General features: G+C 59.3%; 20 protein-coding genes. 17 read left to right on the forward strand and 3 right to left on the reverse strand.

Going from position 1 to position 24,375, the window contains the following annotated elements:
• Nucleotides 1–8 precede the first annotated feature (8 nt).
• From IV109_RS03585 to IV109_RS03620, 8 genes are all read left to right on the forward strand, one after another.
• The gene (locus IV109_RS03585) at nt 9–1,091 is read left to right on the forward strand and encodes an ABC transporter ATP-binding protein (protein ID WP_296692212.1); all 1,083 of its coding nucleotides are present in this window, start codon (nt 9–11) and stop codon (nt 1,089–1,091) included.
• 20 nt (nt 1,092–1,111) lie between these two features.
• On the forward strand, nt 1,112–1,882 hold the full coding sequence (locus IV109_RS03590; RefSeq protein WP_296692213.1) for an ABC transporter ATP-binding protein: 771 nt from the start codon (nt 1,112–1,114) through the stop codon (nt 1,880–1,882).
• 1 nt (nt 1,883) lies between these two features.
• Nucleotides 1,884–2,600 carry an ABC transporter ATP-binding protein gene (locus tag IV109_RS03595; RefSeq protein WP_296692216.1) on the forward strand — a complete coding sequence of 239 codons (717 nt, stop codon included), beginning with the start codon at nt 1,884–1,886 and terminating at the stop codon, nt 2,598–2,600.
• A gap of 471 nt (nt 2,601–3,071) precedes the next feature.
• Nucleotides 3,072–4,028, forward strand: a complete 957-nt coding sequence (locus tag IV109_RS03600; RefSeq protein ID WP_296692219.1) for an ABC transporter permease — start codon at nt 3,072–3,074, stop codon at nt 4,026–4,028.
• Nucleotides 4,028–4,936 (forward strand): ABC transporter permease, encoded by a 909-nt coding sequence (locus IV109_RS03605; RefSeq protein ID WP_296692223.1) that lies wholly within the window; start codon nt 4,028–4,030, stop codon nt 4,934–4,936. Before IV109_RS03600 ends, IV109_RS03605 begins: the two co-directional genes overlap by 1 nt.
• 45 nt (nt 4,937–4,981) lie before the next feature.
• Nucleotides 4,982–6,685, forward strand: coding sequence for an ABC transporter substrate-binding protein (locus tag IV109_RS03610; protein ID WP_296692226.1), 1,704 nt, complete (start codon nt 4,982–4,984; stop codon nt 6,683–6,685).
• A 24-nt stretch (nt 6,686–6,709) separates the two neighbouring features.
• Nucleotides 6,710–7,681, forward strand: a complete 972-nt coding sequence (locus IV109_RS03615) for an ABC transporter ATP-binding protein (protein WP_296692228.1) — start codon at nt 6,710–6,712, stop codon at nt 7,679–7,681.
• Nucleotides 7,674–8,699: an ABC transporter ATP-binding protein gene (locus tag IV109_RS03620; RefSeq protein WP_296692233.1), complete on the forward strand. Its 1,026-nt coding sequence runs from the start codon at nt 7,674–7,676 to the stop codon at nt 8,697–8,699. The genes IV109_RS03615 and IV109_RS03620 overlap by 8 nt, the downstream gene beginning before the upstream one ends.
• A 33-nt stretch (nt 8,700–8,732) precedes the next feature.
• On the opposite strand, the gene IV109_RS03625 is transcribed toward IV109_RS03620, so the two are convergent.
• From IV109_RS03625 to IV109_RS03635, 3 genes are all read right to left on the reverse strand, one after another.
• Nucleotides 8,733–9,518, reverse strand: a complete 786-nt coding sequence (locus tag IV109_RS03625) for an SDR family NAD(P)-dependent oxidoreductase (protein WP_296692236.1) — start codon at nt 9,516–9,518, stop codon at nt 8,733–8,735.
• Nucleotides 9,515–11,185 carry a long-chain fatty acid--CoA ligase gene (locus IV109_RS03630; protein ID WP_296692240.1) on the reverse strand — a complete coding sequence of 557 codons (1,671 nt, stop codon included), beginning with the start codon at nt 11,183–11,185 and terminating at the stop codon, nt 9,515–9,517. The genes IV109_RS03625 and IV109_RS03630 overlap by 4 nt, the downstream gene beginning before the upstream one ends.
• A gap of 86 nt (nt 11,186–11,271) precedes the next feature.
• A complete protein-coding gene (locus tag IV109_RS03635; protein WP_296692243.1) occupies nt 11,272–12,504 on the reverse strand; it encodes a TetR/AcrR family transcriptional regulator in 1,233 nt (410 codons plus the stop codon).
• 341 nt (nt 12,505–12,845) lie between these two features.
• Between IV109_RS03635 and IV109_RS03640 the strand changes: the two genes are divergently transcribed.
• The 9 genes from IV109_RS03640 to IV109_RS03680 all read left to right on the forward strand — a co-directional run bounded on the left by IV109_RS03640 (nt 12,846) and on the right by IV109_RS03680 (nt 24,374).
• A complete protein-coding gene (locus IV109_RS03640) occupies nt 12,846–13,796 on the forward strand; it encodes an alpha/beta hydrolase (protein WP_296692247.1) in 951 nt (316 codons plus the stop codon).
• Nucleotides 13,793–14,458: an alpha/beta fold hydrolase gene (locus IV109_RS03645; protein WP_296692251.1), complete on the forward strand. Its 666-nt coding sequence runs from the start codon at nt 13,793–13,795 to the stop codon at nt 14,456–14,458. Before IV109_RS03640 ends, IV109_RS03645 begins: the two co-directional genes overlap by 4 nt.
• Entirely contained in the window at nt 14,455–15,747 is a 1,293-nt protein-coding gene (locus IV109_RS03650; RefSeq protein ID WP_296692254.1) for an MFS transporter, read from the forward strand. The genes IV109_RS03645 and IV109_RS03650 overlap by 4 nt, the downstream gene beginning before the upstream one ends.
• A 23-nt stretch (nt 15,748–15,770) precedes the next feature.
• A complete protein-coding gene (locus IV109_RS03655) occupies nt 15,771–17,528 on the forward strand; it encodes a long-chain-fatty-acid--CoA ligase (RefSeq protein ID WP_296692259.1) in 1,758 nt (585 codons plus the stop codon).
• 295 nt (nt 17,529–17,823) lie between these two features.
• On the forward strand, nt 17,824–18,588 hold the full coding sequence (locus IV109_RS03660; protein WP_296692262.1) for an SDR family oxidoreductase: 765 nt from the start codon (nt 17,824–17,826) through the stop codon (nt 18,586–18,588).
• Between the two features lie 51 nt (nt 18,589–18,639).
• Nucleotides 18,640–19,833 (forward strand): acyl-CoA dehydrogenase family protein, encoded by a 1,194-nt coding sequence (locus IV109_RS03665; protein WP_296692266.1) that lies wholly within the window; start codon nt 18,640–18,642, stop codon nt 19,831–19,833.
• 38 nt (nt 19,834–19,871) lie between these two features.
• Complete coding sequence (locus IV109_RS03670) at nt 19,872–21,011, forward strand: acyl-CoA dehydrogenase (RefSeq protein WP_296692269.1); 1,140 nt, start codon at nt 19,872–19,874, stop codon at nt 21,009–21,011.
• 61 nt (nt 21,012–21,072) lie between these two features.
• Nucleotides 21,073–23,163, forward strand: a complete 2,091-nt coding sequence (locus IV109_RS03675) for a 3-hydroxyacyl-CoA dehydrogenase NAD-binding domain-containing protein (RefSeq protein ID WP_296692275.1) — start codon at nt 21,073–21,075, stop codon at nt 23,161–23,163.
• Nucleotides 23,164–23,195: 32 nt separating this feature from the next.
• Complete coding sequence (locus IV109_RS03680; RefSeq protein ID WP_296692279.1) at nt 23,196–24,374, forward strand: acetyl-CoA C-acyltransferase; 1,179 nt, start codon at nt 23,196–23,198, stop codon at nt 24,372–24,374.
• The last annotated feature ends 1 nt before the right edge of the window (nt 24,375 follow it).

Below are 24,375 nucleotides of genomic sequence, written 5' to 3' on the forward strand. Positions count from 1 at the left end.
TGCAGAATATGAAACAACAACAAAAAGTCCTCGCTTTTCTGATGGCCGCCATCGGGCTGCTGGTGTTGCCTCTGCTGCTGCAGGGGTTCGGCAACGCATGGGTTCGCATTGCCGACATGGCTTTGCTCTATGTGCTGCTGGCGCTGGGGCTCAATATCGTGGTGGGCTATGCCGGTCTTCTGGATCTGGGCTATGTGGCGTTTTTTGCCATCGGTGCCTACATGTACGGCCTGCTGGCTTCGCCTCACCTGGCTGAAACCTTTTCCTGGATCGCGGCGATGTTTCCGGCAGGCATACACACACCCCTGTGGGTGGTGGTGCCGGCGGCCGCTGCACTGGCTGGACTTTTGGGTGTGCTGCTGGGGGCGCCCACGCTGCGTCTGCGGGGCGACTATCTGGCCATCGTCACCCTGGGCTTTGGTGAAATCATCCGGGTGTTCATGAACAACCTGGATCATCCGGTCAACATCACCAACGGACCCAAGGGTTTGGGGCAGATTGACTCGCTCAGTTTCTTTGGCCTGAACCTGGGTAAAAAGGTGTCGGTAGCCGGGTTCGAACTGGCCTCGGTGTCACTTTACTACTACCTCTTTTTGGCATTGGTGCTGCTGAGTGTGGTGATCTCTTATCGCCTGGAGACCTCCCGCGTGGGCCGTGCCTGGATGGCAATTCGGGAGGATGAAATAGCGGCCAGGGCCATGGGTATCAACACCCGCAACTTGAAGCTGCTGGCGTTTGGCATGGGCGCTTCTTTTGGCGGCGTCTCGGGGGCCATGTTTGCGTCTTTTCAGGGTTTCATTTCGCCTGAATCCTTCAGTCTGATGGAGTCGGTGATGATTGTTGCGATGGTGGTGCTCGGTGGTATCGGTCACTTGCCGGGCGTCATCCTCGGCGCGGTATTGCTGTCAGCCTTGCCCGAGGTGCTGCGCTATGTGGCCGGGCCGTTGCAGGCCATGACCGATGGCCGGCTGGATGCCTCCATTCTGCGTCAGTTGCTGATTGCGCTGGCCATGATCGGTGTCATGCTCGCGCGTCCACGGGGCCTGTGGCCGTCACCTGAGCATGGCAAGTCGCTGCAAAACGCGAAATGATGGAAATTGCTGGAAAGAACATGACAGACACTGTACTCAACGTCGCCGGTGTTTCCAAGCGATTCGGCGGTCTGCAGGCGCTCAGCGATGTGGGCATCAAGATCATGCGGGGCCAGGTCTACGGTCTGATCGGTCCCAACGGGGCCGGCAAGACCACTTTCTTCAATGTGCTCACGGGCCTTTACACGCCGGACAGCGGAAGTTTTGAGCTGGCGGGCAAGACCTATCGGCCCAAGGCGGTGCATGAGGTGGCCAAGGCCGGCATTGCACGTACTTTTCAGAATATTCGCCTGTTTGCCGAGATGACGGCTCTGGAGAACGTTATGGTGGGGCGCCATGTGCGCACCCGCTCCGGTTTGCTGGGTGCCATCTTGCGGACTCCGGGTTTCCGGGCCGAGGAACTCGCCATTGCCGCCCGTGCGCAAGAGTTGCTGGAGTATGTGGGCATTGGCAGATTGGCCGACTACAAGGCCCGAACGCTGAGCTACGGCGACCAGCGTCGACTGGAGATTGCCCGGGCGCTGGCGACCGATCCGCAGCTCATTGCGCTTGACGAACCTGCCGCCGGGATGAATGCCACCGAGAAGGTGCTGCTGCGCGAACTGATTGACAAGATTCGCAATGACAACCGCACCATATTGCTGATTGAGCATGATGTGAAGCTGGTCATGGGCCTGTGTGATCGCGTGACGGTGCTGGATTACGGCAAGCAGATTGCCGAAGGCACGCCGGCAGATGTGCAAACGGATGCCAAAGTGATTGAAGCCTACCTGGGCACCAGCGGACACTGACATGACAAATATTCTTCTCAAGGTGACAGGTTTGAAGGTCGCGTATGGCGGTATCCAGGCCGTCAAAGGCGTCGACTTTGAAGTGCGCGAGGGTGAGCTGGTGTCCCTGATCGGGTCCAACGGTGCGGGCAAGACCACCACCATGAAAGCCGTCACGGGCAGCTTGCCCATCAATGACGGCGATATCGAATACCTGGGCAAAAGCATTCGCGGCCAGGGGCCGTGGGATCTGGTCAGGCAGGGGCTGGCCATGGTGCCGGAGGGGCGGGGTGTCTTCACCCGCATGACGATTCTGGAAAATCTCCAGATGGGTGCTCATATCCGGGACGACAAGGCCGATATCCTCGTCGATATTGACAAGGTGTTCGGTATTTTCCCGCGTCTCAAGGAGCGTCGTGGCCAGCTGGCTGGCACGATGTCTGGTGGCGAGCAGCAGATGCTGGCCATGGGGCGGGCTTTGATGAGCCGACCCAAAGTCTTGTTGCTGGACGAGCCGTCCATGGGTCTGTCGCCCATCATGGTGGACAAGATTTTCGAAGTCGTGCGTGATGTCTACGCGCAAGGGGTGACCGTGTTGCTGGTGGAGCAAAACGCCAGCCGCGCCCTGGCCATTGCCGACCGGGCTTATGTCATGGATTCTGGTCTGATCACCATGACGGGTGAAGCCAAAGAAATGCTCGACGACCCCAAAGTGCGCGCAGCTTATCTTGGGGCTTGACCGCGCATGTGCCAGCAGGATCGTGCCACCGTACGTGATTGGCAATGACACCAATGCGACAGTAATTTTGCAATTTAGAAAAAGCGGTATCCGCTTTAACAGCCCTTCCTGCCCTCTGTAAGTGAAGTCATCCGCAGCTGATTCAGGCAAGCGCGATTGCCGACACCAGGCTGCGCCGCGAATTAGGGTAAACACGATAGGCATCTCTGGAAAGACTAGTACGATCATTCCCAGTGCCACCTGAAGCCCTTATGAGATTTGAATTTGATTTCAATGCTCGTGAGCAGAGGCATCAAAGCGAACGCTAAAGACCTGAAATGCAGCAGATGGGGGCGACCCCTGTCAAAAACCAGCGGCAAAGGAGACTGAATTGCGAGACCGGTGTTTTGAAATAGAAGATCCAGTATGTTGGGTCCTGGCACTCCCGGTGGGTAAGTCCGCTGTGCGTGATCCCGTGGGTGGGGTTCCCTGATGCAGGCCTACATCCTGCGCCGCCTGCTGGCGCTCGTACCCACGTTGATCTTTGCCAGCCTGATCGTTTTCGTCATTGTGCGCATGGTGCCTGGCGATGTGGTTGACATGATGCTCAGTCAAAACGACATCAGCGCCAATGCATTGGGTCGTGATCAACTGATGCAAACCCTGGGCTTGGACCGGCCGATGTGGGAGCAGTATTTCCGTTGGACCGGCAGGATCCTTTTGCACGGCGATCTGGGTCAGTCGTTGTGGCATGGCACCCCTGTGCTTGAGATGATCATGTCGCGCACGCCGGCCACGTTTTCTTTGGGCTTCATGGCCTTGATCGTGGCGCTGTCCATGGCGATCCCGATTGGTGTCTACGCCGCCATTCGCCAGGATACGGCGGGCGATTACATTGCCCGTTCTTTCTCGATCCTGATGCTGGCCGTGCCCAGTTTCTGGCTGGGCACCATGGTCATGGTGTTTCCCTCAATCTGGTGGGGCTGGTCGCCGGAGGTGAAGTACATCCCTTTCTTCGAAGATCCGGTGCAGCACGTCAAACAAATGATGGTGCCTGCCATCCTGTTGGGTCTGGCCTTGTCAGCCATCACCATGCGCCTGACCCGCACCATGATGCTGGAAGTGCTGCGGCAGGATTACATCCGCACAGCCTGGGCCAAGGGCCTTAATGAATGGCTGGTGGTTACGCGGCATGCACTGCGCAACGCACTGATCCCGGTGGTCACCCTGATTGGATTGCAGGCGCCGCTGTTGATTGGCGGTGCCGTGGTGATCGAGCAGATTTTCGTGCTGCCTGGCATGGGCTTGCTGTTGCTGGATGCGGTCAATCAGCGTGACTATCCAGTGATCACTGGTGTTTTTCTGGTGGTGGGCGTGGCCGTCATGCTGATCAACTTGCTGGTAGACCTGAGTTATGGACTGTTCGATCCGAAAGTGAGGCACCGTTAATGGCCGCCAAAGATACCCCCATTCCTGTCGTTGTACCTGCACGCCGTTTTGCTGTGTTGTCGGTTATTTGGCGCTTCATCGGACGTCTGTTCCGGGAGAAGCCGCTGGGTGCGGCAGGCGCGGTGATTTGTTTGCTGTTTTTGTTTTGCGGTGTATTTGCCGACGTTCTTGCGCCCTATGGCATGAACGAAATCAATCTGGGCAAGCGACTCAAGCCGCCATCGCTGGATTTTCCGTTTGGAACCGATAACCTCGGTCGCGATTTGTTGTCGCGTTGTCTGTATGGTGCGCAGGTCTCCGTGATCATCGGCCTGACGGCTGCGACATTGGCAACCTGTATTTCGGTGTTGCTGGGCATCTTGACGGGCTTCCTGGGCGGCAAGTTCGATATGGTGGTGCAACGTCTGGTTGATGCCTGGATGAGCTTTCCCGATCTGATCATCCTGATCGTGGTCGTTGCTGTCCTCGGGCCGGGCGCCTGGCAAATCATCGGGATATTGTCCTTGTTGCTGGGTATCGCCGGCTCGCGCATCATTCGCAGTGCCGTGGTGTCGGTGCGGGAAAACATGTATGTTCACGCGGCGCAGTCGATTGGGGCTTCCACGACGCGCATCCTGTGGCGGCACATCCTGCCCAATGTACTGCCGCCTGTAATTGTGTTGTTCACCACGCGTGTGGGCACTGTGATCCTTGCGGAATCTGCGCTGTCGTTCCTTGGCCTAGGTGTGCCCCCGCCAACGCCCACCTGGGGTGGCATGTTGTCCGGCAGCGGGCGTACCTTCATGTTCCAGGGGCCGTGGATGGCCCTGTTCCCTGGCTTGTGTCTGACCATGGTGGTGTATGCCATCAACGTGTATGGCGATGCCCTACGCGATCTGCTCGATCCACGTATGCGTGGATCGCGTTGATACGCAGGGTGTGCAATTTCAAACGATAACCTGAGGAGAAAGACGATGAAGATACCTGAACTTGGAAAACGCTCGCGTACTTTGGGTCTGGGCATGGCGCTGGCAGTGGTTGGCGCAGGCGCTGCCGCGCAGGCGGAGACGCCCAAATATGGCGGCAATCTGGAAATCGCAACCGTGTACGTGGGCATTTCCGCTTTGTCATGGGACCTGGCGGACTGGAACTGGAAGCAGAACCATGATACCGGCCAGTTTTATGAGCAGTTGTTTGCCGCTGATCTTTCGCAATCCAAGCGGCTTGGAGGCAAGCATCCGTTCTACGCCGACGCCTGGCTGCCCTCGGACGCCATTCGTGGCGAACTCGCGGAAAGCTGGAAATGGACCACCCCCTTGCGTCTTGAAATCAAGCTGCGCAAAGGTGTCAAGTTTCCAGCCAAGCCTGGCGTGATGGCGGAGCGCGAGCTGGTGGCCGATGACGTGCTGTTCAGCTTCAACCGCCAGAACAACAGCCCGAAGAAAATCCCCACTTATTTTGATCATGTAGAAAAGATTGAAGCGCCAGACAAGCACACGGTGGTATTCAAGTTCAAGGAGTTCAATGCCGAATGGGACTACCGCTTTGGCTGGGGCTACTACTCCGGGATCATGCCGAAAGAGGTCGCTGACGCTGGCGCTGGCAACTGGAAAAATGTCAATGGCACCGGGCCATTCAAGCTGAGCGACTTCGTTCAGGGCAACTCGAATACCTACGTCAAGAATTCGATTTATTGGGGGAAGGACAAAATCGGCGGTCAGGAGTACAAGCTGCCCTTTGTCGACAAGGTGGTGTTTCGCACCATCAAGGACGAGACCACCCAGCATGCCGCATTGCGCACCGGGAAGATCGACATTCATGAGGCGATCCGCTGGACCGCTGTGGAGGAGCTGAAGAAAAGTGCGCCGGCCTTGAAATGGGCCAAATACCTCAGCATGACGGGGCAGTTCCTCGCCATGCGGGTCGATACCAAACCCTTTGATGACATCCGGGTACGCCAGGCGCTGAACATGGCCGTTGACAAGCAGGCGATTGTCAAGGAGTACTACGGCGGCAATGCCGATCTGTTCAGCTACCCGCAGCACCCTGACTACGTCGGCTATTACGAGCCGCTGGATGCCATGCCCAATGCGGTGAAGGAACTGTTTACCTACAACCCGGAAAAAGCCAAAAAGCTGCTGGCCGAAGCTGGTTACGCGAAAGGCTTCAGCTTCAAGGTACAGGTTTGCGCCTGCGTACCGGATCATATGGAGCTGTTGCCATTGATCGCCTCGTATCTGGAGAAGGTCGGGGTGAAGGTGGAAATTGTGCCGCTGGAGTATGGCGCGTTTCTGTCGGCCATGACCACAAAAACCAACACGCCCGGTTACATGATGAATAACGGGCATACCAATCCGACCACCAGCATTCGCAAGAGCTTTGTCAAAGGACAGGTGTGGAATCCCTCGCAATGGAACGACGAAGCCTACGCTGCGAAAATGGCCGAGATCTACCAGGAGCGGGATGAGCAAAAGCGCCAGCGCCTGGTGAAGCTGATCACACGCGACATTCTTGAGAAGGCGCCCTACATCTGGCTGCCGACACCCCAGCTGTATGCCGCCTGGTGGCCCTGGGTCAAGAACTACGGGGGCGAATTGCGTGCCGGTGCGGTGCGCCCTGGACCGATTTACGCGCGGATCTGGGTCGATCAGGCCATGAAAAAGAAAATGGGGTTCTGATCGCATGACACGAGAGTTCCTGAAATGAGCACGCCCATCCTGCAGGTGAAAAACCTGACAACGCGCTTTCGGACCGAACGGGGCATGGTCACCGCCGTGGATGACGTGTCCTTCAATGTCGGCGCTGGCGAGACGCTGGCTATCGTTGGCGAGTCCGGGTCGGGCAAAAGCATCACTGCGCTTTCCATATTGCGCCTGATACCGAACCCGCCCGGCAAGATCGAAGCTGGCGAAATTCTGTTCGGTGGCGAAGACCTGCTGAAATTGAGTGATGCCAGAGTTCGCTCGATCCGGGGCAACCGCATCGCGATGATTTTTCAGGAACCGATGTCGTCAATGAACCCGGCGTTGACCATCGGCAAGCAAATTGCGGAGCCCATCCAGTTGCACCAGGGCGTGTCATGGAAAGTGGCGCTGGCGAAGGCGGAGCAGTTGCTGGCCAAGGTCCAGATTGCCGATCCGCATAGTCGTTTGTCGGCGTATCCACACCAGTTTTCCGGGGGGATGCGTCAACGCGCGATGATTGCCATGGCCCTGGCCTGTGAGCCGCAGCTGATCATTGCCGACGAGCCCACCACAGCCCTTGACGTGACGGTGCAGGCCCAGATACTGGATCTGCTCAAAGAGTTGGCTGCGGGCTCGAACACGTCCCTGATCCTGATCACCCACGACCTGGGTGTGGTTGCGCGCTACGCGGATCGGGTGGCAGTGATGTATGGTGGCCGTATTGTGGAGACGGCCTCCGCGCGTAGTCTTTATGCGCGTCCCCAGCATCCCTATACCCGCGGCCTGCTGGCCTCGGTGCCGCGAATCGACGGCGACACCTCGCAGCGTCTGGTGCCCATTGAAGGCCAGCCGCCGGACCTGGCCTCATTGCCTGCGGGCTGTGCCTTCATGCCGCGCTGCAAGCAGGCAACTGATCAATGCCGGGCCGAGCGCCCCAAGCTTCGCCCTGTGGGCGAGGACCATTACAAGGCGTGTTTCATCGATGACTAATCTGCAACCCTTGCCGGCACAGTCCAGTGCCGATACCGACGAGCTTCTGCGCGTCGAGAATCTCAAGGTCCATTTCCCCGTCACCAAAGGCGTCATTGTTAAAAAGCAGGTCGGCTCGGTGAAGGCGGTTGATGGCGTATCGTTCACATTGCGGCGCGGAGAAACTCTGGGCCTTGTGGGAGAGAGCGGTTGTGGCAAGTCCACAACCGGCCTGGCGGTGATTCGCATGCTGGAGGCAACCGGCGGGCGGATCGTGTTCGAAGGTCAGGACGTTACCAGCTTTGACAAGGCGCAGCTGAAAGATTTTCGACGCCGCGTGCAGATGGTGTACCAGGACCCCTATGGCTCATTGAACCCGCGCATGAAGGTCAGCGACATCATTGGCGAGCCGCTTCAGGTGCACGGGCTGGACAAGGATCACGCCGCTTACCGGGCGCGCATTGCCGAGTTGCTGGAGATGGTGAGTCTTGCGCCTTACATGGCAGACCGCTACCCGCATGAATTTTCCGGTGGCCAGCGACAGCGTATCGGCATAGCCCGGGCGCTGGCGCTGGAGCCGAGTCTGATCGTGTGCGATGAGCCGGTGTCCGCGCTCGACGTCTCGATTCAGGCGCAGGTGGTCAATGTGTTTATTGAGTTGCAGAAGCGATTGGGTCTGACCTATATCTTCATTGCGCACGATCTCGCGGTGGTGCGCCACATCAGTGACCGGATCGCGGTGATGTACCTGGGTCGCATTGTCGAAATCGCTTCCAGGGACGACCTGTACCAGCGGCCCCTGCATCCCTATACGCAAGCTTTGCTCTCAGCCGTGCCGGTGGCCGATGTTGAGGCGGAGTCGAAACGCGCGCGCATGGTCGTCAAGGGGGAGGTGCCGAGTCCCTTGAATCCACCCAAGGGCTGTCATTTCCACCCCCGTTGCCCCATGGCCATGGAGAAGTGCAAGACGCAGGAGCCGGTGTTGACGGCGCAGGGTGCTGGACGCGTCGTCGCCTGTCACCTGTTGCCGACGAACTGAGTCGGACAGCAGTGAAGGCGACTTCGCGGCTTTTTACACCTTCATGCCTGGCAAGTTGAGGGATGCGGTGTTGCCGCCGTCAACCGGCAGGGCCTGTCCGGTGACGTAGCTGGCATCGTCGCTGGCCAGAAAGGCGATGGCGGCTGCAACCTCCTCAGGATGACCGTAGCGGCGCAATTCGCAACGCGAGCCCAGCTTGTCTTCCTTCTGCACGGCTCGGGCACGAGCGAACACGGGTGCTGTCATGCCGGTCTCGATCAGGCCGGGGCAGACCGCATTGACCCGGATATTCCACTCGCCCAGATCGCAGGCGGTGGTCATGGTCAGGCTGATGACGGCGGCTTTGGAGGCGCTGTAGGCATTGCCGCCAGCACCGGAACGCACGCCGGCCACCGAGGCCGTATTCACAATGGCGCCGCTGTGCTGCTCACGCATGCTGCGCGCTGCATATTTTGTGAAGTGCACGGCCCCCATGATGTTGACATTCAGGATCTGGTGCCACGCAACAGTATCGGTTTCTGTGATCTTGGAGTAATCACCACCGGCGATGCCTGCGTTGTTGCACAGCACATCAATCCGGCCAAAGGTTGTGAGAACGTCCGCGACGCATTTTTCCACCTCGTCTTCGCGGGAGATGTCCACCGCCCGGTACCAGACCTTGGATGCGTCCGGCAGGGTCGCGGCGCAGGCAGCCAGGCCGTCCATATTGACATCGACCAGCGCGACACGCGCGCCTTCGCTGGCCAGGCGCTGGGCGACTGCGCGGCCAATGCCGCTGGCTGCACCGGTGATGATGGCTACTTTGTTTTCAAATCTCATGCTGTTTCTCCTGGTTGTTTTTCCTGTTCCTGCAATTCGCGCCACTGCAGCTTGCCAGTGGCCGATTTCGGCAGCGCATCGACAAACTGCACGATACGCGGACTTTTGTAGGCAGCCATATGGGCATGTCCCCAGTCCATTATTTCCTGCTCGCTCACTTTGCCGCGGAAGGCTTCTTTCAGAACGATGACGGCCTTCACGGTCTCTCCGCGTTTGAGGTCCTTGGCCGCAATGACGCAGGCTTCCTGGATGGCCGGATGCTGGTACAGCAGTGTTTCCACCTCCGCCGGCCATACCTTGAAGCCCGAGGCGTTGATCATGCGTTTGAGCCGGTCGACCATGAAGAAGTAGCCATCCTCGTCCGTCATCGCGAGGTCGCCTGTCCGCAAGAAGCGCTTGCCATCAAGTTCGATGAATGTGTCCTGGGTGGCTTGTGGATTGTTCCAGTAGCCTTGCATCACGTTGGGCGCATTCACCACGATTTCGCCTGCTTCACCGCTGGGCAGTTCCCGGTAGGTCGCGGGATCTACAACGCGGGCGTCAACGCCGTAGATCGGAATGCCAAGGCATTGTTTCTTGGGCCGGTCAGTCGGATTGATATGCGTGGCTGCGATGGTCTCCGACATACCGTAGCCTTCGACATACGGTACGCCAAGCAGGTCGTTGAGCTTTTGCGCGACAGCCTCGGGCATGGCCGCACCGCCGCCCCGGATGCTGCGCAGGCTGGACAGGTCAAAGTTGCCGATGTTGGGGTTGGCGAGCAGGTCCACCACCATGGTGGATATCAGTTGCAGCGTGGCGATCTTGTAGCGCTGAATGCACTGTGCTGCGACCTCGCGATCCCAGCGCGGCATCAGCACCATGGTGCTGCCGTGGTACAGCGGGCCGCTCATGCTGCCTTGCATACCCGTCACGTGGAAGAAGGGCAACACCGCCAGCGATACCGAGTCCTGATGGGTGTTGAACCACTGCATGCTGCCGACAAGGCTTGCCATCGCACCGCGGTGCGTATGCATGCAACCCTTGGGATGACCCGTGGTGCCCGAGGTGTAGGGCATGACGCACAAATCGTCCGGCCCCGCGGTGAGCGGACCAGGGCGCGCACCGAGTGCCAGCATGTCCTTCCACAGGGTCACGCCTGTACCGCCAAGGGCCTGGCGTGGGGCGCTCACAAACTCGGGCACACGCAGATCCGTGGGGCGCTTCAGGTAGTCCGAATAGGTTGCGACCAGGATGTTTTCAAGCCCTTCGGTCAGCAGAGGCGACATGTGCGCGAACAGGTCCTGGGCCACGATGGCGGTGCTTGCGTCGGTGTCCTTGATGTAGTGACGCAACTCGGTGGTCAGGTTCATCGGGTTGACCGGAACCACCACGGCGTTGGCGCGCAGGATGCCGTAATAGGCGAGCACAAATTGCGGACTGTTCTGCATGTAGAGCAACACGCGATCGCCCTTTTTGACCTTGCATACCTGTTCCAGATAGCCGGCGATGCGCTCCGCTTCGTCCTTGAATTGAGCGAAGGTGATGGGCGTGTCGTAGAAAAGTATGTACGGCTTGTCCGGAAAGCGTGTGGCCGAAACCTCCACGTTGTAGAAGAGATTGGTCTGCGGCACGGTCAGGTGCTGCGCTTGGCCTGTGGGCCAGAAGGCAAGATGGCGATTGGACATGGGGCGAGAAGACAGAAAGAAGTTGTCAGGGCGAGAAGGGCAGGGGGTGGTCCGGTGGTCGCACCGGGTGTCTGTGGGTGGATGCTTCAGGCGGACAGAATCCCCAGGAAAAGTGGCCGCACGAACAGGTCGACAGCATTCTCCGCCGTAACGTCTGGCACCCAGCGGTCCAGCACAATGGCAGCATTGATCATGGCACTAACCTGAAAGGCAGCGACTGCCTGATCAACCGGGCGTATGGAGCCGTCTTTCATGCCGTCGACCAGGAAGAAGACGAAACGCTGGCCGATTTGATTGATGGTTTTGAGCTTGCTTTCACGAATGTCGTCAGGGAGCTCGCTCCAGGCCGACATGCGCAACAAGGGGGCCTGTTCCGAAAATTGAAAGCGCACCAGTCCGCGCGAAACGGCACACAGCTTGTCCCATCCGGAGCCGTCACCAGCGCGTGCCATCATCTGCATGCGGCGCGTCACCGAGAAAGTGCGCTCGAAACATTCCGAGATCAGGTCTTCCTTGTTGGGGTTGTGGTGATAAAACGAACCCTTGGTCACGTTAAGGCGAGCCGAGATGCGATCAACCGACGCGCCGCAATAGCCCAGCTCGTTGATGAGCGCGGTGGCCGCACGCAAGAACCCATCCTGGGTGGTATCGCTGACGCCGGGGGTTTGTGCAAGCGCCTCGTCCAAGGCGGTTTCGCGCCAGCGTGAAGTTTTCGACGCAAGTCCGTCGATCATGATGTCGCTCATGGTGGCGGCAACCAGCTCATAGTCCTGCTGGTCGTAGCGCGACATCCAGTTCATGGCCGCCAGGGTCAGGGTCAGCAACAGGTGGCTGCGGGCATTGAGCGAGACGCGGTTTTCAGTTGTGGTGCCGTCGATCACCAGCAGCCGGCGTGCGCGACGGAACATGTCGGTATAGGCGGCAAATACCACTTCGGCGTGCGGACTGCCGAGCACCTGAACATCCCGAAAGTTCATCATCTCCGGTGCTTCTGCTGCCTGGATCTGCCGCAGTCGACTGAAAAACAGGCGGATGAACTGGCGTACGCGCTCGTTAGGCTTGCTCGATTCGGCTGCCACGGCGAGGATGTCATTGATGACCTCAATTGAGCGCAGGAAGCACGCCACCACAAGGTCTTCCTTCTTCTTGTAGTAGTAGGTGATGCTGTTGGTGCTCAGGTCGACACGACCCGCGACATCTGACAGTGTTGCGCCCTTGACCCCATGCTGATTGAATAGCTGCGCCGCAGCATGCAGGATCGCTTCGCGTTTCTTTATATAACGCTGCGTCATCGGGCTGGCCGGGGTTTGCTGATCCATGGGGAGGCCTGCGGTGGGCGATTTGTCGGGTGATTGAACAGTGGGCGCGATCATACCGCCGCCGGCGGCGCATGCCATGTGCTTGTGCGTTCCGAAAGGAGCAAGAGAGCAGCCTGTGACGAGGGCATACCAATTTCCCCAAAAATTTTCAAAACCAGTGTCGAGGTGGGGACATTCTCCCATTTTTATTGTGAATTTAATGTGCTAAAGTGAAAATTAGACTACATACCGATCTAACGAAAATTGAAAGAAATGGTGATTTGTCAACCAATATTTTCTGGTCCAAAGGACGTCTGGCGAGCACCCGGGCGAATCCCGGTATTTAGCCGGGCGAAGCGGGCATGACTGCCGGCCTGGGGTTGCACGGTGTGGTCGCTGCAGCGGAAATCAGCCGGCACCGCTTCCCCGGCGCGCGGGCGCCGGACCGGCAACGCACGGTGGACTCCGGTGGTGTTTCGCTGGCGGTCTACGAATGGGGTGAGCTCAGCGCGCCTCCTTTGATTCTTGTGCACGGCGCATTTGACTTCGCCCGTACTTTTGATGTGTTTGCCCCCCTGCTCGCGGATGCCGGTTATCGCGTTGTGTCCTATGATCAGCGCGGGCATGGCAACTCCGAGCACGCAGACCTGTACAGCTGGCTGGCCGATGAACGCGACATGATCGCTGTGGTCGACTCGACCACCGATGCGCCCTGTATCGCGGTTGGACATAGCAAGGGAGGGGCGATGCTGGCCCATGCGATCCAGGCCTTGCCGCACCGTTTCACACGCTTTGTCGCGATTGACGGGCTGCCCTTTCGCAGCCCTCACGACGATGCCTCTGTGCGTGAACGCAAGTCGATGTCCCCCGACTTCATCACCGACTGGCTGGACCACCGCAGAGGTGCTGCCGATCGGGTGCGAAAAGCCGGAACCCTGGAAGAATTGGCGCAACGCCGTGCTTTCATGAATCCGCGTCTCAGCCATGAATGGCTGTGCTATCTGGTGAGCCAAGGTGCGCGTCGTGATGAGGATGGCTGGCGCTGGAAGATTGACCCGGTATTGCGCCCGGGCGGTTTCGGTCCCTACCGCTCCCGCTGGATGACCAACCGTTTGCCGGGTTTTCCCATCCCCATGCTGGCCATCTTCGGCACCATCGCCGAGCGCATGGGCTGGGATGTCAATCCGGCCGAACTGAAGGAGTACTTTGCCTCCTCCACGCAGATGGCATTGATGCAGGATACGGGGCACTTCATCCACATTGAGCGTCCGCAGGAAACCGCCGCGCTGGTGTTGAATTTTCTTCAGACATGATTGACTACATTCGCCACAATCGCCTGCGCCTGGCGCTGCACAAGCTCAAAAAGGGTGAAGGCCATGCGCTGCTTTTGTTGCATGGTCTGGGCGAGCGCTCGCCGATCAGCCTGGCCCCGGAGTATGCCGACTGGCCGGGTCCGGTGCACGCCCTTGACTTTACGGGGCACGGTGCCTCTGATGTGCCTCGCGGAGGCGGCTACAACTGCGAGCTGCTGATGGCCGATGCGGATGCCGCCCTGGCGCATCTGGGTTGTGCCACGGTGCTTGGGCGCGGACTGGGTGCCTATGTGGGGCTGCTGCTGGCCGGTGGACGCCCGCAGCAGGTGCGTGGTGTTATTTTGTGTGATGGCCCGGGCCTGGCCGGGGGCGGCAGCACGGAAGCAAGCCCCTACATTCCGGTGGTCAATACACGCCAACCTGCGCCACCTGATCCGTTTGCGATCGCCGACTTGTCGAACGATGCGCGGCCGCCCGCCTATGCTGGCGCCTATGCCAGGTTGGCCGTACAGCATTCAGGCCTGGTACGACCCATTTCGGTCTGTGCGCGCGAACTGCCGCAATGGCTGGCGGTGACCATGAAGCTGTTGTCGCTGGAGCGCACCAGCGTTTCACAAGCATTGCTGCACCATGCGGTCCCGTCCGGGTTGCCCAGCCCATGAGTACGCAAGAACGCGAAACCGCCAGCGAGGCCTACCGCGCGCAGGTGTTGCGTGATTTGCCGCGCAACTACGCCGCCAACCTGGCACATGGCATGCTGGGTGTCACCGGCTTTCGGTTGGTGGGTGCCCCGACCTTTGTGCCGGCCTACATTTATTTACTGTCCGGTTCCAAGATGGCCGTCGGCATGGCCATATCGGCGCAGTTCATCGGTATGGCGCTGTCGTCGATCTGGGGCGCCACGCTGATCGAACACCGCCGCCGTGTCATGCCGGTGGTTTACGCGGTGGGGTGGCTGATGCGCGCGCAGGTGCTGGGGCTGGCGCTGTCGGGTTATTTCCTGACAGGACACTGGGCATTTGTGGCGGCCTGTTTGTTCCTTTCCCTGTTCGGCTTTTTCAACGGGATGCAAAGCGTTACCTTCAACTTCCTGATGTCCAAGGTGATACCGATCGACCGGCGTGGGCAACTCACCGGCATGCGCAATTTCCTGGGTGGCTTGACTGCTTCGGGGGTGGCTTACCTGGGCGGAAAATACCTGGTTGAAACCAACGCCTTTGGCAACGGCTATGCCACCACTTTTCTGGCGGCCTTTATCCTGACCAGCCTGGGTATTACCGCATTGACCTTCGTGCGTGAGCCGGAGTCGCTGGTGGTGCGTGCGCAATCCGGTCTGTGGGGGCGTTTGCGCGAAGCGCCGGCCTTGCTGCGTTCCGATGTCCATTACAAGCGCTTCTTTTTTGCTCGCGCCCTGGCTGCATTTGGTACCGCCGCGGTGCCGTTTTACGCCATTTATGTTGGAAAATTTGTTGAGTTGTCAGGAGCCACCCTCGGCTATTTGTCGCTCGCATTTCTACTGGCTCAAACAGTGAGCAATCTCGGATGGGGTGCGCTTGCCGATCGTCGTGGCTACCGGCTCGTCTTCCTGGTGAGCATGGGCCTGTGGACTGTGTCCACGGTGGGTTTGATGCTGGCCAATGGCTTGCCGTTTTTTCTGCTTGCTTTCTGCGGACTGGGCGCCGGTTACGGGGGCTACCAGATGGCCTCGCAGAATTTCGTCCTGGAATTCGGGGTGCACCATGACCGCCCGATGCTGATTGCGATTTCCGACACGGCGTCACATTTGATGATGGCCATTGGCCCGCTCATTGGCGGCCTGCTGGCCCAGCGTTTCGATTTTTCTTACGTGTTCTGCATTGCAATCGCCGTTCAGGCGATCTCGATGCTGGCCATCCTGCGCGTTGAAGAGCCGCGCTACCGGTTGCAGCGCGTGAGCGGTGAGAGCGATTAACAAGCCCTGAACGGAAAAACCACGTGGAACATAGAACCTACCCGGAATTCAGCACCCACTATCCCTTGCTGCTGACCACCTTCATGAAGCGCCCGGTCAACCTGTATCCGGATCAGATCGGGGTGGTCTACCGCAACCACGTGAGTGGTGAATACGCGCGTTTCACCTGGCTCCAGTGGTATCGCCGCACTTCGCAACTGGCCCACGCCCTCGTGAACAAGCTGGGCATCAAGGCAGGAACGCCTGGCCAGCCGGGGGACCGGGTGGGCACGATGGCGCTGAACACACATCGCCACCTTGAGCTCTATTACGCCGTGCCCTGTATCGGGGCCACCCTGCACCCGATCAATGTGCGTCTGTCGCACGAGCATGTGATCTACACCATCAGGCACGCGCAGGACAAGGTGATTTTTGTCGACGATACCGTGATGCCGCTGCTGGAGGCGATCTACGACCAGATCAAGGACGTCGTGCAGATGGTCGTCTACATGTCAGACAAGCCCGGTCTGCCGCAAACGCGCATCCAGAACATCGTGACCTACGAGAGCCTTCTGGCCGACCAGGCCGATGTCTACGATTGGCCGTATCTGCACGAAGACACCAATGCCACGCTGTGCTACACCACCGGCACCACCGGCCAGCCCAAGGGCGCCACCTTCACCCATCGGCAGCTTTACCTGATGACCTTGCATGTGATGGCGATGCAAAGTGTGAGCAATACGCCTAACTACGATGCCGAAGGTGCGCCCGGGGTTCGTCTGGGTGAAAACGCAGTGCCGATGCTCAACACGCCCATGTTTCATATCCATGGCTGGGGTGCACCGTTCACCTGTGTCTTCAACGCCCAAAAAATTGTGCTGCCCGGCACCTTCACGGTTCAGGGCTTTTGTGAACTGGTCGAGCGGGAAAAGGTGACCGCCGTAGGCGTTGTCCCCACGGTCGCGGCGATGCTGCTGGAGTACAAGGACTTCGACAAGTACGATCTCAGCAGCCTGGTGCGCGTCGGCGTCGGTGGTGGTGCTTTGCCGCTGGGCCTGAAGAGCAAGCTGGAAAAGATGCTGCCGAATTTCCGCGTCAGCTCCGGCTATGGCATGACAGAGACCGCGCCAAGCACCATTGCCTCCTTTGTCAAGAAACACATGGTTGACTGGAGCAAGGAGCAGCTGGACGAGGTCATGGTCAAGACCGGCCTGCCGATTCTGGGCCTGGAAATTGACGTGGTGGATGAGCACGGCAAGTCAGTGCCGCACGATGACCAGAGTGTGGGCGAGATAGTCATCCGCGGGCCGTGGGTGACAGAGCAGTACTTCAAGGCGCCTGAGCGCACGGCCGAGGTCTGGTACGGCGGCTGGTTCCATACGGGTGACATTGCCAAGGTGGATGCCGAGGGTTACATCGTCATCGCCGACCGTTTGAAGGACGTCATTCGCAGTGGGGCCGAGATGGTGCCCACGGTGTTGCTGGAAAACCTGATCTCGATGGCGGATTTTGTGCTTGAGGCGATGGTCGTGGGTGTGCCTGATCCGGTGTGGGGCGAAAAGCCGCTGGCGCTGGTCAGCGTGCGCCCCGGGTACCAGGGCAACGAGGAAGATGTGATTGCCTTTTTAACGACGCACGGCGTCGACACCGGCAAGATCACCCGCTGGATGCTGCCCAAGCTCGTCGCGATCACGCAGGACATTCCAAAGACAAGTGTGGGCAAGTACAACAAAAAGGCGGTGCGCGAGCAGTTGGAGAAATTTCTGGCCATCGCCAAGGATGTGTCGCACCATCATGAATAGCATGTCAACCATGGCGATGTCCAATATTTAGAAAATAGGGTATGGATACATTGAAAACAGGATTTCCATTGCCTATTGTTGATGCAGCATGGCGCCTTGGGGCTGACAGCCAATGCTTGGCTCCTGGGTTTGTCACGAGGGCGACCTGATTTCAGGTTGCGCTGTTGATAATTCTGCTTTAGTGGATCTGGTATGTTCCCTTGACTGGTTCGTCTGGACGGTTCCAGCAAAAAGAGGCCTTACCGGAATTTGAATTTCAAACACTGCCAGTACAGATTTTTTGAGGAAACGTTCCATGTCTTTATTCTCTTTGGTTGGAAAAGTCGCTGTCATTACGGGCTCGTCCCGTGGCATTGGCAAGGCGATTGCCGAGCGCATGGCAGAGCAGGGCGCCAAGGTTGTGATCTCCTCGCGCAAGCCGGAGCCCTGCGAAGAGGTGGCCCGGGCCATCAACGCGGCGCATGGTGAGGGCAGCGCGATTTCAATTCCCGCCAACATCTCTTCCAAGGATGATTTGCAGAATCTGGTGGCTGAGACCACACGGCGACTGGGCAAGGTTGATATTCTGGTCTGCAATGCTGCATCCAATCCCTATTACGGCCCTATGGCCGGTATTGGCGACGACCAGTTCCGGAAAATTCTGGAGAACAACGTCATTGCCAATCATTGGCTGATTGGCTTTGCCGCACCGCAGATGATTGAGCGCAAGGACGGCGCCATCATCATCGTGTCCTCGATTGGAGGCTTGCGTGGTTCGCCGGTCATTGGTGCGTACAACATCTCCAAGGCGGCCGACTTCCAGCTGGCCCGCAATCTCGCCGTGGAATACGGTCCGCACAATGTGCGTGTGAATTGCATCGCTCCGGGCCTGATCAAGACCGACTTTGCCCGTGCGCTATGGGAAGACCCGGAAATGCTCAAGCTGCGCACGGCCACGACGCCGCTGCGCCGTATCGGTGAGCCTGATGAAATCGCTGGTGCGGCCGTGTTCCTCGCGTCGCAGGCGGGCTCTTTTGTGACCGGCCAGAGCATCGTCGTGGACGGCGGCGTCACTATTTAATTCCTTCACCAGATCCTCGGGATCCGGATCGATCCAATGGAGAGCACTGCCATGTCCGACACCACCACCATCGCCGATTTCCGGGAGCAGACACGCGCCTGGCTTGAGCAGAACTGTCCGCCGGAAATGCGCACACCCATGACCAGCGAGGAGGACGTGTGCTGGGGCGGGCGCAACTGCAAGTTCGCTTCAGAGGCGCAGCAGGTCTGGTTGCAGCGCATGGCTGCCAAAGGCTGGACCGTGCCAGCCTGGCCACTTGAGTACGGCGGCGCGGGTTTGACACCGGAGCAGGCCAAGGTTCTGGCGCAGGAAATGCGCAGTCTGGGCTGTCGTTCGCCGCTGAACAGTTTTGGCATCTGGATGCTTGGGCCCGCACTCCTGAAATTCGGCACCGAAGCGCAGAAGCGGGAGCACATGCCCAAAATTGCGCGCGGAGAAATCAGGTGGTGCCAGGGCTATTCGGAACCCAACGCGGGTTCTGACCTGGCCTCCTTGCAGGCGAAGGCGCAAGACCAGGGTGATCATTTCATCGTCAATGGGCAAAAAATATGGACTTCCTACGCCGACAAGGCCGACTGGATTTTTTGCCTGGTGCGTACCGATCCGGCGGCCAAGAAGCACACGGGAATCAGCTTTGTGCTGTTTGATATGGCGAGCAAAGGCGTAAGCACCAAGCCCATCCAGCTCATTTCCGGGAAGTCGCCGTTTTGCGAAACCTTCTTTGACAATGTGCGGGTGGAAAAGAGCAATCTGGTGGGCACCGCCGGTGGTGGCTGGGATGTGGCCAAGTATTTGCTGACGCACGAGCGCGAAATGATCAGCAGCATTGGCGACCGTTCGGTCAGCCGGCCGCTGGGCCAGGTGGCTGCGTCGTTGATGGGTGTTGATGCGCAGGGCCGTTTGGCCGATTCGTTGCTTCGCGCGCAGATCGCCGAGTTTGAGGTGGACGAAGCGGCTTTTCGCTTGATGCTGGAGCGTTTTGGCGACATGGCCAAGACCAGACAGGCGCATCCTGCCTTTTCTTCAGCGCTGAAATACTACGGTGCGGAGTTGAACAAGCGCCGTCATGAATTGATGATGGCTGCGGGTGGCACAGATGCTCTTGAGTGGGAAAGTGAACGCTCCCAGCAGGGCGCGGTCGCCCGCACATGGTTGCGGACCAAAGGCAACTCGATTGAAGGCGGCACCAGCGAGGTGCAGCTCAATGTGATTTCCAAACGCATTCTTGAACTTCCAGGCGCTTGAGGCGGCCTTGTTCCCTTGACCGATCAGGAGCACACACGATGGCACTTATATTGACAGAAGAGCAGGGCATGCTGCGCGACAGCGCCAGCGTATTTTTGGCTGAAAAATCTCCGGTTTCGAGTTTGCGAAAGCTGCGTGATTCGCGCGACGCCAGCGGCTTTTCGCGCGAGCTTTGGTCCGAGTTTGCCGCCATGGGATTTACGGGCGTGCTGGTGCCTGAAGCGCAGGATGGCATGGGTCTTGGCTACGTCGAAGCAGGCGTGGTGATGGAGGAAATCGGGCGCAACCTCACGGCCTCGCCTTTCCTGGCTTCTTGCGTCGTGGCGGTCACAGCCATCAGGCACAGCGGGAGTGCGGCCCAGCAACAGGCCTGGTTGCCGGTGCTGGCCAGCGGCAAGAAAATTGCGACCCTGGCGGTTGATGAAAAAACCAAACACAATCCGCGCCACATCACGATGAAGGCCGACCCCGGTACCCAGGGCTTTACGCTCAATGGCAGCAAGGTTTTTGTGATGGATGGCCATGTGGCGGATGTGCTGGTGGTTGCCGCCAGAACCTCGGGCGACCATGACGATGTGAATGGCATCACCTTGTTTCTGGTGGATGCGAAGAGCCCCGGCGTTGACATCGAGCGTGTTCACATGGTGGATGCACACAACAGCGCACGCATTGTGTTTCGGAACGTTGCGGTGTCGCCGGATGCGGTTCTGGGGCCAGTGGATGGCGGCTGGCCCGCGCTGCAGGCCGCGCTCAATGCCGGACGCGCTGGCGCAGCGGCCGAACTCCTCGGTTTGGCTGACGAGACATTCCAACGCACCGTGACCTACCTGAAGGAGCGCAAGCAGTTCGGCCAGATCATTGGTGAATTCCAGGGCCTGCAGCATCGGGCAGCCATGCTGTTTTGTGACCTGGAGCTGGGGCGCGCTGCAGTCATCAAGGCCTTGCAGAGTCTGGATGATGCTTCTGCGACAGCCGACGCATCGGTGGCCATTGCCAAGGCTCGGGCGGGCAGCTCTGCAACGCTGGCCGTGCAGGAAGGTGTCCAGATGCACGGCGGCATGGGCATGACGGACGAATTCGACCTGGGCCTTTTCATGAAGCGGGCACGGGTGCTGCAAGAATGCTTTGGCGATACCAGCTTTCACCAGAACCAATTGGCATTGCTCAGACAGTACTGAAGCAGAAGCCGCTCCTTGCCCAGCGGATCCAATCCATTTTTTAACCAGGAACATAAGCAAAATGAGTGACTATGTGAAATACGAAGTGAATGGCGATGTGGCCGTGCTCACCATGAACAAACCTCCGGTCAATGGACTGGGGCTGGATCTGCGCGGCGCCATCGTCGCCGCGGTGGACCGCGCCAATGCGGACGCCGCCGTGCGTGCGCTGGTGCTGACCGGATCTGCCCGTGCTTTCTCTGGCGGTGCCGATGTGACGGAATTCGGTAGCCCCAAGGCGATTCAGGAGCCCAACCTGCGCGTGGTGATTGACCTGATTGAGAGCAGCCCCAAGCCGGTGGTGGCTGCGATTGGCGGCCAGTGCCTGGGCGGTGGTCTGGAGCTTGCAATGGGATGCCATTTCCGCGTTGCCTTGCCCGATGCCACGCTGGGCCTACCCGAAGTGAAGCTGGGTCTATTGCCCGGCGCAGGCGGCACGCAGCGCCTGCCGCGTTTGCTGGGTCTGGAGCCCGCGTTGAACCTGATTGTCTCGGGTACCCCAACGCCCGCCATCAAGTTCAAGGGTACGCCGCTGATCGACGCCATCGTGGACGGTGATCTGGTGGCCGGTGGTGTGGCCTTTGCACGCAAGGTTCTGGCCGAGGGGCTGCCGCTCAAGCGTGCGCGTGATCTCAAGGTTCGTGACCCCCAGTCGGACGCTTTCCTGCAGTTCGCCAAAAACACCATTTCCGCGACCTCCAAAAATTTCCCTGCGCCCCTCAAGTGTTTTGAGGCGGTGGCTGCTTCGGTCACCAAGCCCTTTGATGAAGGCATGAAGGTGGAGTGGGAGGGCATTCTCGGTCTTATCGCAACACCCGAGTCAAGGGCTTTGCGCCACGTGTTTGCTGCCGAGCGCGCAGCCGCCAAGATTCCAGACGTGCCCGAAGGCACGCCGCTGCGTCCCATCAATCAAGTGGCCGTGATTGGTGCTGGCACCATGGGCGGAGGCATCACCATGAACTTCGTCAATGCCGGTCTGCCGGTGGTACTGCTGGAAACCAGGCAGGAAGCGCTGGACAAAGGGCTTGCCACGATCCGCAAGAACTATGAGAACTCGATGAAGAAGGGCAAGCTCACGCAGGCCCAGCTCGACGAGCGCATGGGTCTGATCAAGCCAACGCTGGACTACGATGACTTCCGTACGGTTGACCTGGTGATTGAGGCCGTGTTCGAGAACATGGATGTGAAGGAGCAGGTGTTCCGCAAACTCGACGAGGTCATCAAGCCGGGCGCAATTCTGGCGTCCAACACCTCGGCCCTCAATCTCAACCAGGTTGCCGCTTTCACCAAACGCCCACAGGATGTGATTGGCCTGCACTTTTTCAGCCCGGCCAACGTGATGCGCCTGCTGGAAATCGTGCGTGGCGAGAAGACGGCGCACGATGTGTTGGCCACCTGCATGGCGATGGCCAAGAAGATCAAGAAGATCGCCGTGGTGTCGGGTGTTTGCGATGGCTTTATCGGCAACCGCATGCTCGCGCGTTATGGCGCGGCCGCCAACGGTTTGCTGAACCAGGGTGCCCTGCCGCAGCAGGTGGACGGGGCCCTGCAGAAGTTTGGCCTGGCCATGGGCCCGTTTCGCATGGGTGACCTGGCGGGCCTGGACATTGGCTGGGCAGGGCGCAAGCGTCGCCAGGCCGAGAATCCCGGCGCGTATGTGCCCGTCATCGCGGACCGCATTTGCGAAGCAGGTCGCTTTGGCCAGAAGACGGGTGCCGGCTGGTATCGCTACGAAGCTGGCAAGCGCGATCCGATTCCAGATCCGATCGTGGAAGGTCTGATTGCCGACTACCGTAAGGAAAAAGGCTTCACGCCGCGCAAGATTGCCGATGCCGAAGTCATCGAACGCTGTATCTACGCATTGGTCAATGAGGGGGCGCGCATTCTGGCTGAAGGTATTGCAGCCCGAGCCTCCGATATCGACATCGTCTACCTGAATGGCTACGGATTCCCCCTGCACCGCGGTGGCCCCATGCTGTATGCGGACCTTGTGGGTCTGCCCAACGTGGTGCGTCGCTTGCGTCAATTCGCCGCAGAGCCGGGCGCTGACGCCTCGTGGCAGCCAGCCCCCCTGCTGGTCAAGCTGGCCGAAGAAGGCAAGACCTTCAACTAAACCCCGACAAACCGATTCAAAAGGAATTCAACGTGACTGATGCAGTAATCGTCTCCACCGCGCGCACCGGTCTGGCCAAGAGCTGGAAGGGCGCATTCAACATGACTTACGGGGCCACCCTGGGCGGCCACGCCATCGAGCACGCCGTCAAGCGTGCCGGTGTTGATCCGGCCGAAGTCGAGGATTGCATCCTCGGCGGCTCCCTGTCCGAAGGCACCACCGGCGGCAATGTTGCCCGTACGGCGGCCTTGCGTGCCGGCTTGCCGGTGACCACGGCGGGTGTCACCATCAACCGTTTCTGTTCATCCGGTCTGCAGGCGATTGCCATGGCTGCCCAGCGCATCATCGTGGACAAGGTGCCCGTGATGGTGGCCGGCGGCGTTGAATCCATCTCCTGTGTGCAAAACGAGGTCAACCGCCACATGCGGGCCGACCCCTGGCTGCTGGAACACAAGCCGGAGATTTACTGGACCATGCTGCAGACCGCCGAGACCGTCGCCAAGCGCTACAACATCTCCAAGGCCGCGCAGGATGAATATGGCGTGCGCAGCCAGGTGCGTGCAGCCGCTGCAGCCGCTGCGGGCAAATTCGACGCCGAAATTGTGCCCATGACGACCGTGATGGGGGTTGTGGACAAGAACACCGGTTACATCACCCGCAAGGAAGTCACGATTTCGGCGGACGAGGGTATTCGCACCGACACCACCATCGAGGGCGTCTCTAAAATTCGCTCGGCACTGCCTGGCGGCGTGGTGACGGCAGGCAATGCCAGCCAGTTTTCCGATGGTGCATCGGCCTGCGTGCTGATGAATGCCACACTGGCCGAAAAGCGCGGCATCCAGCCCCTGGGCATCTTCCGCGGCTTTGCAGTCGCGGGCTGTGAGCCGGATGAAATGGGCATTGGCCCCGTGTATGCAATCCCTCGCCTGCTGGAGCGTGCCGGCCTGAAGGTGAGCGACATTGGCCTGTGGGAGCTGAACGAAGCTTTTGCCTGCCAGGTCATCTACAGCCGTGACAAGCTGGGCATTCCGGACGAGTTGCTCAATGTCAACGGCGGTGCCATCGCTGTGGGTCATCCCTATGGCGTGAGCGGCTCGCGTCTGACAGGCCACGCCCTGATCGAAGGCAAGCGCCGCGGCGCCAAGTACGTGGTCGTGACCATGTGCATTGGGGGTGGCCAGGGCGCGGCCGGTTTGTTCGAAGTCTGCTGAG

Source organism: Rhodoferax sp., assembly GCF_018780565.1.
Classification (GTDB): domain Bacteria; phylum Pseudomonadota; class Gammaproteobacteria; order Burkholderiales; family Burkholderiaceae_C; genus Rhodoferax.

Bases quoted from the DNA above. Each gene is read 5' to 3' on its own strand.
- IV109_RS03585 (WP_296692212.1), top strand. From the start codon at position 9: ATGAAACAACAACAAAAAGTCCTCGCTTTTCTGATGGCCGCCATCGGG.
- IV109_RS03590 (WP_296692213.1), top strand. From the start codon at position 1,112: ATGACAGACACTGTACTCAACGTCGCCGGTGTTTCCAAGCGATTCGGC.
- IV109_RS03595 (WP_296692216.1), top strand. From the start codon at position 1,884: ATGACAAATATTCTTCTCAAGGTGACAGGTTTGAAGGTCGCGTATGGC.
- IV109_RS03600 (WP_296692219.1), top strand. From the start codon at position 3,072: ATGCAGGCCTACATCCTGCGCCGCCTGCTGGCGCTCGTACCCACGTTG.
- IV109_RS03605 (WP_296692223.1), top strand. From the start codon at position 4,028: ATGGCCGCCAAAGATACCCCCATTCCTGTCGTTGTACCTGCACGCCGT.
- IV109_RS03610 (WP_296692226.1), top strand. From the start codon at position 4,982: ATGAAGATACCTGAACTTGGAAAACGCTCGCGTACTTTGGGTCTGGGC.
- IV109_RS03615 (WP_296692228.1), top strand. From the start codon at position 6,710: ATGAGCACGCCCATCCTGCAGGTGAAAAACCTGACAACGCGCTTTCGG.
- IV109_RS03620 (WP_296692233.1), top strand. From the start codon at position 7,674: ATGACTAATCTGCAACCCTTGCCGGCACAGTCCAGTGCCGATACCGAC.
- IV109_RS03625 (WP_296692236.1), bottom strand. From the start codon at position 9,518: ATGAGATTTGAAAACAAAGTAGCCATCATCACCGGTGCAGCCAGCGGC.
- IV109_RS03630 (WP_296692240.1), bottom strand. From the start codon at position 11,185: ATGTCCAATCGCCATCTTGCCTTCTGGCCCACAGGCCAAGCGCAGCAC.
- IV109_RS03635 (WP_296692243.1), bottom strand. From the start codon at position 12,504: ATGGATCAGCAAACCCCGGCCAGCCCGATGACGCAGCGTTATATAAAG.
- IV109_RS03640 (WP_296692247.1), top strand. From the start codon at position 12,846: ATGACTGCCGGCCTGGGGTTGCACGGTGTGGTCGCTGCAGCGGAAATC.
- IV109_RS03645 (WP_296692251.1), top strand. From the start codon at position 13,793: ATGATTGACTACATTCGCCACAATCGCCTGCGCCTGGCGCTGCACAAG.
- IV109_RS03650 (WP_296692254.1), top strand. From the start codon at position 14,455: ATGAGTACGCAAGAACGCGAAACCGCCAGCGAGGCCTACCGCGCGCAG.
- IV109_RS03660 (WP_296692262.1), top strand. From the start codon at position 17,824: ATGTCTTTATTCTCTTTGGTTGGAAAAGTCGCTGTCATTACGGGCTCG.
- IV109_RS03665 (WP_296692266.1), top strand. From the start codon at position 18,640: ATGTCCGACACCACCACCATCGCCGATTTCCGGGAGCAGACACGCGCC.
- IV109_RS03670 (WP_296692269.1), top strand. From the start codon at position 19,872: ATGGCACTTATATTGACAGAAGAGCAGGGCATGCTGCGCGACAGCGCC.
- IV109_RS03675 (WP_296692275.1), top strand. From the start codon at position 21,073: ATGAGTGACTATGTGAAATACGAAGTGAATGGCGATGTGGCCGTGCTC.